The organism is Acidisoma sp. (genome assembly GCF_035492295.1).
In the GTDB taxonomy this organism is placed as follows: domain Bacteria; phylum Pseudomonadota; class Alphaproteobacteria; order Acetobacterales; family Acetobacteraceae; genus Acidisoma.
In genome coordinates, this window is record NZ_DATJJK010000077.1 from 1 (window position 1) to 9,004 (window position 9,004).

At 63.4% G+C, this 9,004-nt stretch carries 8 protein-coding genes and 1 pseudogene; 2 read left to right on the forward strand and 7 right to left on the reverse strand.

What is annotated here, in order from left to right:
* Window positions 1-193: 193 nt before the first annotated feature.
* From VL752_RS05510 to VL752_RS05535, 6 genes are all read right to left on the reverse strand, one after another.
* Window positions 194-1,711, reverse strand: coding sequence for a sodium:solute symporter family protein (locus VL752_RS05510; RefSeq protein ID WP_325352978.1), 1,518 nt, complete (start codon window positions 1,709-1,711; stop codon window positions 194-196).
* A 131-nt stretch (window positions 1,712-1,842) separates the two neighbouring features.
* Window positions 1,843-2,544 (reverse strand): ABC transporter ATP-binding protein, encoded by a 702-nt coding sequence (locus VL752_RS05515; protein ID WP_325352980.1) that lies wholly within the window; start codon window positions 2,542-2,544, stop codon window positions 1,843-1,845.
* Window positions 2,544-3,263, reverse strand: coding sequence for an ATP-binding cassette domain-containing protein (locus VL752_RS05520; RefSeq protein WP_325352982.1), 720 nt, complete (start codon window positions 3,261-3,263; stop codon window positions 2,544-2,546). The genes VL752_RS05515 and VL752_RS05520 overlap by 1 nt, the downstream gene beginning before the upstream one ends.
* A complete protein-coding gene (locus VL752_RS05525; protein ID WP_325352984.1) occupies window positions 3,260-4,324 on the reverse strand; it encodes a branched-chain amino acid ABC transporter permease in 1,065 nt (354 codons plus the stop codon). The genes VL752_RS05520 and VL752_RS05525 overlap by 4 nt, the downstream gene beginning before the upstream one ends.
* A gap of 8 nt (window positions 4,325-4,332) precedes the next feature.
* A complete protein-coding gene (locus VL752_RS05530; RefSeq protein ID WP_325352986.1) occupies window positions 4,333-5,199 on the reverse strand; it encodes a branched-chain amino acid ABC transporter permease in 867 nt (288 codons plus the stop codon).
* Between the two features lie 74 nt (window positions 5,200-5,273).
* Entirely contained in the window at window positions 5,274-6,524 is a 1,251-nt protein-coding gene (locus tag VL752_RS05535) for an ABC transporter substrate-binding protein (protein ID WP_325352988.1), read from the reverse strand.
* 336 nt (window positions 6,525-6,860) lie between these two features.
* On the opposite strand from VL752_RS05535, the gene VL752_RS05540 reads away from it, so the two are divergent.
* Both VL752_RS05540 and VL752_RS05545 read left to right on the forward strand, forming a co-directional pair.
* A complete protein-coding gene (locus VL752_RS05540; protein WP_325352990.1) occupies window positions 6,861-7,175 on the forward strand; it encodes a cupin domain-containing protein in 315 nt (104 codons plus the stop codon).
* A gap of 34 nt (window positions 7,176-7,209) precedes the next feature.
* Window positions 7,210-8,727 carry an amidase gene (locus VL752_RS05545; protein ID WP_325352992.1) on the forward strand — a complete coding sequence of 506 codons (1,518 nt, stop codon included), beginning with the start codon at window positions 7,210-7,212 and terminating at the stop codon, window positions 8,725-8,727.
* A 43-nt stretch (window positions 8,728-8,770) separates the two neighbouring features.
* Here VL752_RS05545 and VL752_RS05550 read toward each other — a convergent pair.
* Window positions 8,771-9,004 (reverse strand): annotated as a pseudogene (locus tag VL752_RS05550) (hypothetical protein); the annotation flags it as partial.

The following is a 9,004-nucleotide window of genomic DNA, read 5'->3' on the forward strand; positions in this document are numbered from 1 at the left end:
CGAAATAGACGATGGAACAGGGAATGCCGGCGATGAGTGGCGTCGGCCCGCCCGCCACCCAATAGACGGGGGGAAAAAGGGCGAGCACCGCATCGAGGATGAACCAGATGCTGACGAAGCTGGACCGCGGGGTGACAGGAGGCATGGCTGTGCGAACCTTTCCGAAAGCGGTGATGAGATCAGGCGCGGCCGGCTAGGCGCGGCGGGGTTTCAGTGCCAGCGCGCCGATGGCGCTAGCCGAGGGCGTTTTGGACGAGGTCAGTTCGAACAGGCCCTCGACCCGCGTCTTCTCGGCGGCAGAGGCCGGCAGGAAGACCGCGCAACCGACATAGATCAGCGCGTTGATGGCCAGCGCGATGACGCCGGAGGTGAGCCCCCAAGCCCAGCCGATGCTGGTGGGATAAAGGCTCTGCAGGATGACAGCGGCGATGAAGCCGACCACCACACCGCCGATCGCGCCGGCCTTGTTGCCGCGCTTCCAGAAGACGCCGAGATATTGCGGCACGGCGAGCTGGATGATGCCCTGATAGGAAAGGATCGCCAGCATGAAGAGATGCGGAATGGCGATGGTCGACAGCCAGGCGGCGACGATGGTGATGACCAGCATGCCGATCTTGGCGATGATGACCGACTGTTTGTGGTTGAGCGGCCTGTAGACGCCGACGATATCATTCGCGATCTGCGCGCCCGAGGCCTGAATGCCGCCGTCGACATTGCCCATGGTCGCGGCCAGAACAACGACACCACCCAAGCCCAGCAAAAAAGGCCCGCCCGCCATCTGGCAGACGGTGAACCACATCGCTTCAGGCGCCTTCGCAACCTCAGGCAAGAAGCTCGCCAGCAGGCCGAGGATGACGAGGCCACCAGCGAAGAAAAAGGACAGCGGCGCGCCGAAGGCACCGGCGCGCTGCACACTGCGCACACTGTCCGCCGTGTAGAGGCGGATGAAGATGGAGGGCCAGCACCAGCCGCCGAGCGCGCCCGAAAAGATGATGGCGAAGACATAGAGCGGACCGACAGCGGAGCCGAGGCCCGGCAGCGTCACCTGCGCCGGATGCAGCTTCGTCAGGCTGAATCCGTGGCCGAAGACGAGCCAGAGGATGAGTCCGATGATGATCACCGTGCCGCCGATATAGGCGACGATTCCCTGCAGCATGTCGGAGAGGATGACGCCACGCATGCCCATGCGGATCGTCCAGAACTGGCGGATGACCATCAGCAGCACGCCGGCGATCACCGCTTCGGTCGCGCCCATGCGGCCGAAGGACATCGCCTGGAAGAGATCGCCCAAGCCCTTGAAGCCGAGGATCAGCCAGGGGATTCCCGACACGATACCGACGATGGCGCCGATCACCGAGAGGCCATGGGAATTGTAGCGAAGCGCGAAAAGATCCGGCTGGGTTTTCAGGTCAAAAAGTTTGCCCCAGGTCCAGACCCGCTCCGCCATCACATACATCAGCACCACGGTCAGCAGGCTGTAGACAAGGAAATAGAAGGAAATCACCCCGCCGCTGGCGGCCAACCCCGTGATGGCCAGAAAGATGCCGCCCGGCCACCATGTATTGAGGAAGGACATCGCCTGGTAGAAAGGCCCGAAGGAGCGGTTGGCAACGGCATAATCGGTAAATGATTTGTCGGAGACATGGGCCATCTGCAAAACGATGATGACCGCAACACAAAACAGCGCAACCAAGCCAAAGGTAATGATCATGGTGCCACCAGAGCTGAGAAGGATGTTGCAGAAACGTTTCTCAGCTTACGCACGAATAAATTGACGCTGCAAGCAGGACGCGACGGAGCTATGCGCTCCGCGCAGAAATCGTAACCCGGCTTGACGCCAAATCACACCATGCCGACGAATTCCTCCATCATCGCCCGATCCTGCGCGACATGGGGCGGCACTTCGCGGATGATGAGACCCTTCTGCAGGATGAGCACACGCTGCGAGAGGGAGGTGATGAAGCTAAGATTCTGCTCCACGAGGAGAATCGTGAGGTTGCGCTCCCGACCCAGCTTCTGCAGTGTCTCGATCATCTCCTCGATGATGGAGGGCTGAATGCCTTCCGTAGGCTCGTCCAGCAGGACGAATTTGGGTCCTCCGCAGAGGCAGCGGGCCAGCGCCAGCAACTGCTGCTCGCCACCCGACAGCGCGCCGCCCGGCCTGTCGAGCAGGCGTTCGAGACGCGGGAAATCGGAGAGGATCTGCTCGATCGTCGCCTTTTCGTCCTGGCGGGCCATGATGCAGCCCATGCGCAGATTCTCGTAGACGCTGAGGCTTGAGAAGATTTCGCGCCCCTGGGGCACATAACCGATGCCCAGCCGCGCCCGCGCCGTGGACGACAGCCCCTTCATGTTGGTGCCCTCGAATGTCGCCTCGCCGCCGGTCATCGGCAGATAGCCCATCAGCGTGCGCAGCAGCGTCGACTTGCCCATGCCGTTATGGCCGAGGATGCCGACGAACTCTCCCGCGGCAACCGAAAGGGTGATTCCGGCCAGGATCGGAATGCGACCGTAGCCGGAGCGGAGATCGGTGACCTTGAGCATCAGTGCGCCTGCTTTCCGAGATAGACGTCCCTCACGCCGGGATCGGCGAGCACGGCATCGACCTGATTCTCGATCAGGATCTTGCCGCGGTTGAAGACGGTCACGGTCTTGCCGATCATGCGGATGAACTGCATGTCGTGCTCGACCACGACGAGCGCCTGCTTTTTGTTGATCTCACGAATGAGGTCGGCCGTGCGCAGCACTTCCTCATGCGTCATGCCGGCGGCGGGCTCGTCGAGCAGAATGAGGTCCGGCTCCTGCGCCAGCACGCTCGCGATCTCCACCCATTGCCGCTGGCCATGCGCGAGCTGGCCCACCATGCGATCGGCGATCGCGGTGAGTTGGAGAAGCTCCATCGTTTCCTCCACGATCTGCCGCGCTCGGCGGAGCGACTTCTTGCGTCCCGCCGCGATGCCGATGCCTTCGCGCACCGTCAGCCCGTTGAACACGTTCGGCACCTGCGTCTTGATGCCGACACCGAGCCGCGCGATGACATGCGGATGGGAGCCGGTGATGTCCTGTCCCCGAAAAAGGACCACCCCCTCAGTGGGCTTCAGCTGGCCGGTCAGTATCTTGAAGAAGGTACTCTTGCCTGCGCCGTTGGGACCGATGAGGCAACGCAGCTCGACTTCGCCCAGCACGAGGTTGACGTCCTGCACCGCGGCAACCCCGCCGAAGCGCATGGTGACGTTGCGGGCTTCGAGAAGAGGAACGCTCATTGGCTGGCCCCCTGGGAAACTTCAGCTTGCGCGGGGGTTGCCACCGACCGGCTTGGCATCAGGCGGCGGACGCTGCCGCGGATGACGGGGGCCACACCCTGCGGCACCAGCAGCACGAAGGCGACGAGCACGATGCCGAGCATCAGGTTGGGGTCGATAACATGCTGCCCACCGGCCAGCGTGATGAGATACTGGATGGCGACGGCGCCCAGGATCGGCCCGATCAGGGTGCCGAGCCCGCCCACGAGAACGTAGATGATGACCTGCGCGGACATGGTGAGGCTGAAGACGGTCGGGCTGATGAAGGCGCCCCAATTGGTATAAAGGCAGCCCGCGACACCGGAAATGCCGGCGCCGATGACGAAGGTCAGCAGCTTGAACAGGCGCGGATCGTAGCCGAGCAACTGGGCGCGCGTCTCATTCTCGCGGATTGCCACCACCACGCGGCCAAAGCGCGTCGCGAGCACCCATTTCAGCAGGATGTAGCAGAGGATGAGTGCCCCCATGGCGCAGTACCACAGCCCTGTGGGGTCGAGCTGATCATCCGGATTGCCGGGAATGTTGAGCGGCGGAACGGAGGGGATGCCGTTGAAGCCGCCGAGTGGCGCCGCGCCGATATGATAGATGTCGCCCGAGGTCGAGTTGATCAGGTTGAAGAGGATGATCGTGACGGTCAGCGTGATCACGCCGATATAGGCGTCGGAGATGCGGCCGTAGAACATGAAATAGCCGAGGCCCGCCGCGAAGATCATGGGCACGATGACGGCGAGCGCCACCGCGCCCGTGGTATCGGTCATGTTCATGGCGCCGATGGCATAAGCATAGCCGCCGAGGCCCAGGAAGGCGGACTGGCCGAAGCAGAGGATGCCGCCAAAACCCCAGATGAATCCCTGCGCGAGCGCGAAGATGGCGAGCGCCGCAAAAACCGTCACCTGCAGCAAGCCGAAGGTGCCCGTGACCATCGGCATGCCGAAGAGGATGACTAATCCCCCGACGACGGTGGCGATAGCGCCGCCCCAGCCGGCGTCCTGTCGCGGCCGCGGCAATGTCTTGAGTTTCATGGCCATACTCACAGGCTGCGCCGCAGGAAGCGGCCGGTGATGCCCTGGGGCAGAATGCGGATCATGACGACGGCGGCGACGAGCAGCGCCACTTCGCCAATGACCGGCGTCGACTTGAAGGAGACGATGATGTTGATGAACCCGAACAGCGCGGAGGCGAGCGAGGTTCCGGTCACGATCGCCGCACCGCCGCCGAGGACGGTGATGAAGGCCTTGGCGATGAACGCGGAGCCCATGACGGGCGAGACGCCGGAAATCGGCGCCAGAATGCCGCCCGCGAGCCCCGCCAGCGCCGCGCCGAGGGCGAAGGTCGACATGTAGATCGTGGGCGGTGCGACGCCGAGCGCCGCCGCCATATTGGCGTTCTGCATGGTCGCGCGGACGATGAGCCCGTAGCGCGTGAAACGCAGCATGGCGTAGAGGCCGGCGAGCGACAGCAGCGCGACCACGATGATGACGACACCGTAGAGGCTCGCCGCGTAATGGCCGATCGAGAAGCTGCCGACCGGTGTGGCGACACCGCGGGGGTCATTGCCGAAGATGCTGGTCATGAGGCCGATGAGGCCGAGGCTGAGGCCCCAGGTCGCGAGCATGGTGTCGATCATGCGGCCATAGAGGAAGCGGATCAGGCACCGTTCCACGACGAGCCCGACGAGGCCCACGAAAAGCGGTGCGATGATGATCATCGCAATCCAGATATTGATGCCGTGGGAGGTCGAAACATAGGTCGCATAAGCGCCCAGCATCATGAACTCGCCATGCGCCAGGTTGATGATCTTCATCATGCCGTAGATCACGCCGAGCCCCACGGTGATGAGCGCAATCGTGCCGATGCCCACAAGCACGTTGAAGCCAACAAGGCCTATCAGGTCCATGCCTCGTCTCCTAAAGCCAAAAGCGGCAAATGGCGGGAGGGGCCGGGCAGGCCCCGCTCCTCCCGCCGGGTCACTTAGTTCACCTCAACCACGAACTGCTTGTCCGTCCGCGGGTTCTTGAGAAGGTTGCAGACAGCCGCCGTATCGGCCGGCGGGGAGGCCGGGAAGTTCTCCAGGATGTCCCACTTCTTGTCCTTCGCCTCGGCGAGGAACGTGTTGTGGACCACGTGGTGCGTCGCCGTATCCATGGTCGCCTTGCCGGCCGGGCCATCAATCGAGATGCCGGTTTCGAGCGCCTTGATCACCGCCATGCGTTCGATCGAGCCGGCCTTCTTCACGCCCTCTGCCCAGAACATCATGCCTTCATAGGAAGCGGAATCGAGCTCGCTCAACATCGGCAGGTTGGGGCCGAACATCTTCGTCATGCCGTCGAGGAAGCTCGTCGTTTCGGGTGCGTTCACGGTCGGATACCAGCCATAGGCGGAGACGATGCCGTTGGTGACCGAGGCATCCATGGAGTTGAGCTCGTTCGCGAGACCGAAGGTGGAGGAGGCCATCGGAATCTTGGCTTTCATGCCGGCCGCCGCCCACTGGCGATAGAAGCCGAGATGATTGGCGCCGACCATGGCGGAGAGCACGACGTCCGGCGCGGCCTGTTGGATCTTGCTGATGGCCGAGGAGAAATCGGTCACGTCGAGCGGGAAGAAGTCGGTCTCCAGAACCTGACCGCCGCCCTCGCGGGTGTATTTCGTCATCCACTTCGCGGTGATGTGGCCGTAATTGTAGTCGGCCGCCACGATGTAGACCTTTTTACCCCAGTTCTTCAGCGCATAAGGCACGATGTGGCTGACGGTCTGGGCGGGCGTGGTGCCGGTGCAGAAGATGTCGCGGTCGCAGACGCCACCCTCGTACTGGGTGTTGTAGAAGTAGAGCGTCTTGAAGCGATCGAAGATGGGGCGGATCGCCTCACGCGAGGCGGAGGTGATGCCACCCTGCACGACGGCGACCTTGTCCTTCAGCGCCAGCTGCTGAGCATATTGTGTATACAGCTGCATGGAGGACTGGGTATCGTAATTGATCAGCTTGATCGGCCGGCCCAGCAGGCCGCCCTGGTCATTGAGCACCTTCACGGCATATTGCGTCGCCTGCAGCATCGGCTGACCGCTGACGCCGAGCGCCCCGGACATGTCGAGCAGGCAGCCGACCTTGATCGGCTCGGCGGCGGCAAAGGCGTTGCGAGCGATGAAGGGCGTGGCAAGGGCAGTGCCGCCCAGGGCAGCGCCCATTTTCAGAAACCCGCGGCGTGTATCAGTGGTTCGGCTCATGCGTTTCTTCCTGCATTGATTCGGTCCGGTGACCGGCCTCCCGGGCCGGCTCGCGAAAATCGTTTCTCGCAAGCCTCGTGCCAGAGCGCGGTCGCCCGCCCAAAGGGTGGCGCTGGCGCGCCTGGGGGCCGTGTTTTGTGCAAAACCGTCCTGGCCGCCTCGCCGTCTGCCTGTTTCATGTCCACTTTGAACTGACTGCCGAAAAATGTTCCAGCCCGGGATGACAGCTACCACGCCTGTGCTATCGTCCTGGCCGTTCCGAAGCCGCCGCGCGAGACCCGTTCAGGCCCTGCCTGGCAGCAGCCCTCCCTCCCCGCCGTCCGAGGCACCGACCCGATGAGCTTCTCCTGCGAGATACCGGCTGTCCCCACCCTGCAGCGCGACGATGACGATCTCCGCATCACGCGCTGGGATTTCGAGCCCGGTGCGGCGACCGGATGGCACGAGCACGGCTGGCCCTATTTCGTCATCATGCTGACGGACGGTCTGTTGCGCGTTCATAACGGCAAGATCGTGGCCGAGAACCCGCTGGTCCAGGGACAGAGCTACAATCGCCCCGCCGGCGTGCAACATGATGTGATGAACGGATCGCCGCATCCGATCGCCTTCGTCGAGATCGAGATCAAGCGGCCGCAAGCCATTCCCTTCTGATCAGGCCGAGACCCTTCCGAAAAGGACCCATCGCATGAGCATCGAGAAACCGACGCTGGAACAGCTCGAGGAGATCGCCTTCGATCTCGGCATGGACTTGTCGCCGGAACGGCTCGAAACCTTCCACGCGATGATGGATGCCGCCGTCGCCTCCTATCGCATTGTCGACGAACTGCCGGACGAGAAGCCGATCGTCACCTATCCCCGCACCCCCGGCTACCAGCCGTTGCCCGCGGACAATCCGCTGAACGCCTGGTATGTCAAATCAACCGTGAAGGGTGCTGATACGGGCCCGCTTGCCGGCAAGACGGTCGCGCTGAAGGACAACGTCTGTCTCGCCGGCGTGCCGATGATGAATGGCGCGGCGACGCTGGAAGGCTATGTGCCGGATCAGGACGCGACGATCGTGACGCGCCTTCTCGACGCCGGTGCAACCATCCTCGGCAAGGCGCATTGCGAATGCTTCTGCCTGTCCGGCGGCAGCCATACCGGCGCGCTCGGCCCGGTGCACAATCCGCATCGGATGGGCTATTCGGCAGGCGGCTCCTCGTCCGGTTCCGGCGCGCTGGTCGCCGCCGGTGAGGTCGACTTGGCGATCGGCGGCGACCAGGGCGGCTCGATCCGCATCCCCGCCTCCTTCTGCGGCATTGTCGGCATGAAGCCGACATGGGGCCTCGTGCCCTATACCGGTGTCATGCCGATCGAAAGCACGATCGACCATACCGGCCCGATGACGGCGACGGTCGCGGACAATGCGCGCATGCTCGAAGTGCTGGCGGGGCCGGATGGGCTCGATCCGCGCCAATCCGGCTGCACGACGGCGGCCTATACCGAGGCGCTCGGCCGTGGCGCGCGCGGGCTTCGCATCGGCATCGTGACGGAAGGCTTCGGCTGGGCGAACTCCCAGGAGGGGGTGGATGCAAAGGTCCGTGCCGCCGCCGCGAAGTTTGCAGCCCTCGGCGCCGTGGTCGAGGAGGTTTCAATCCCGATGCACCGCATCGGCAAGGACATCTGGTCGCCTATCGGCAATGAAGGACTGACGGCCCAGATGATGCACGGCAACGGCATGGGCTTCAATTGGAAGGGCCAGTACAACGTCGGGCTTATGGATGCGCACGCATCCTGGCGCGACCGTGCGAACGATCTTTCCGATACGCTCAAAATCTCGATGTTCATCGGCGAGTATTTCACCAAGCATTATCGCGGCCGCTTTTACGCCAAGGCGCAGAACATCGCCCGCCGCCTCAAGGCCGCCTATGACGACGCCCTGTCACGCTACGATCTGCTGCTGATGCCGACATTGCCGATCGTGGCGAGCAAAATCCCCGAGCGGGATGCCGATCTTGTCACTTACACCACGCGGGCCTTCGAAATGATCGCCAATACCGCGCCCTTCGACGTGACCGGCCATCCCTCCATGTCCATCCCCTGCGGCAGTGTCGACGGCTTGCCCGTGGGGGCGATGCTGACAGCCAAGCACTGGGACGAGAGCACGATCTACGCGGCGGCGGCGGCCTTCGAGGGTGAATACGGCTCCTGGAAGGGGATGTAACACGAAGCGGGGCCGGCAGCGCCGGCTCCGCTTTCTTGTCAGGTCAATCGGCGACCCGCGCGACGGCGGCAGCGAAGGCAAAGCGCTTCGCGGCACTGTCAAGCGGAAAAACGCCCTCCGCGCCAAGTAGAACGGACAGCAGGATGCGCGCCTTCTGACCGGTGAGATCGCCCGCGAAAATGGCGCCCGCATGTGCCAGATCAACGCCGCCGCCATTGCCGTAGACTGGTTTCACGCGCCCCTCGCCGCAGCGCGAGGTGACGAGTACGGGCACGCC

Bases quoted from the DNA above. Each gene is read 5' to 3' on its own strand.
- VL752_RS05510 (WP_325352978.1), bottom strand. From the start codon at position 1,711: ATGATCATTACCTTTGGCTTGGTTGCGCTGTTTTGTGTTGCGGTCATC.
- VL752_RS05515 (WP_325352980.1), bottom strand. From the start codon at position 2,544: ATGCTCAAGGTCACCGATCTCCGCTCCGGCTACGGTCGCATTCCGATC.
- VL752_RS05520 (WP_325352982.1), bottom strand. From the start codon at position 3,263: ATGAGCGTTCCTCTTCTCGAAGCCCGCAACGTCACCATGCGCTTCGGC.
- VL752_RS05540 (WP_325352990.1), top strand. From the start codon at position 6,861: ATGAGCTTCTCCTGCGAGATACCGGCTGTCCCCACCCTGCAGCGCGAC.
- VL752_RS05545 (WP_325352992.1), top strand. From the start codon at position 7,210: ATGAGCATCGAGAAACCGACGCTGGAACAGCTCGAGGAGATCGCCTTC.
- VL752_RS05525 (WP_325352984.1), bottom strand. From the start codon at position 4,324: ATGAAACTCAAGACATTGCCGCGGCCGCGACAGGACGCCGGCTGGGGC.
- VL752_RS05535 (WP_325352988.1), bottom strand. From the start codon at position 6,524: ATGAGCCGAACCACTGATACACGCCGCGGGTTTCTGAAAATGGGCGCT.
- VL752_RS05530 (WP_325352986.1), bottom strand. From the start codon at position 5,199: ATGGACCTGATAGGCCTTGTTGGCTTCAACGTGCTTGTGGGCATCGGC.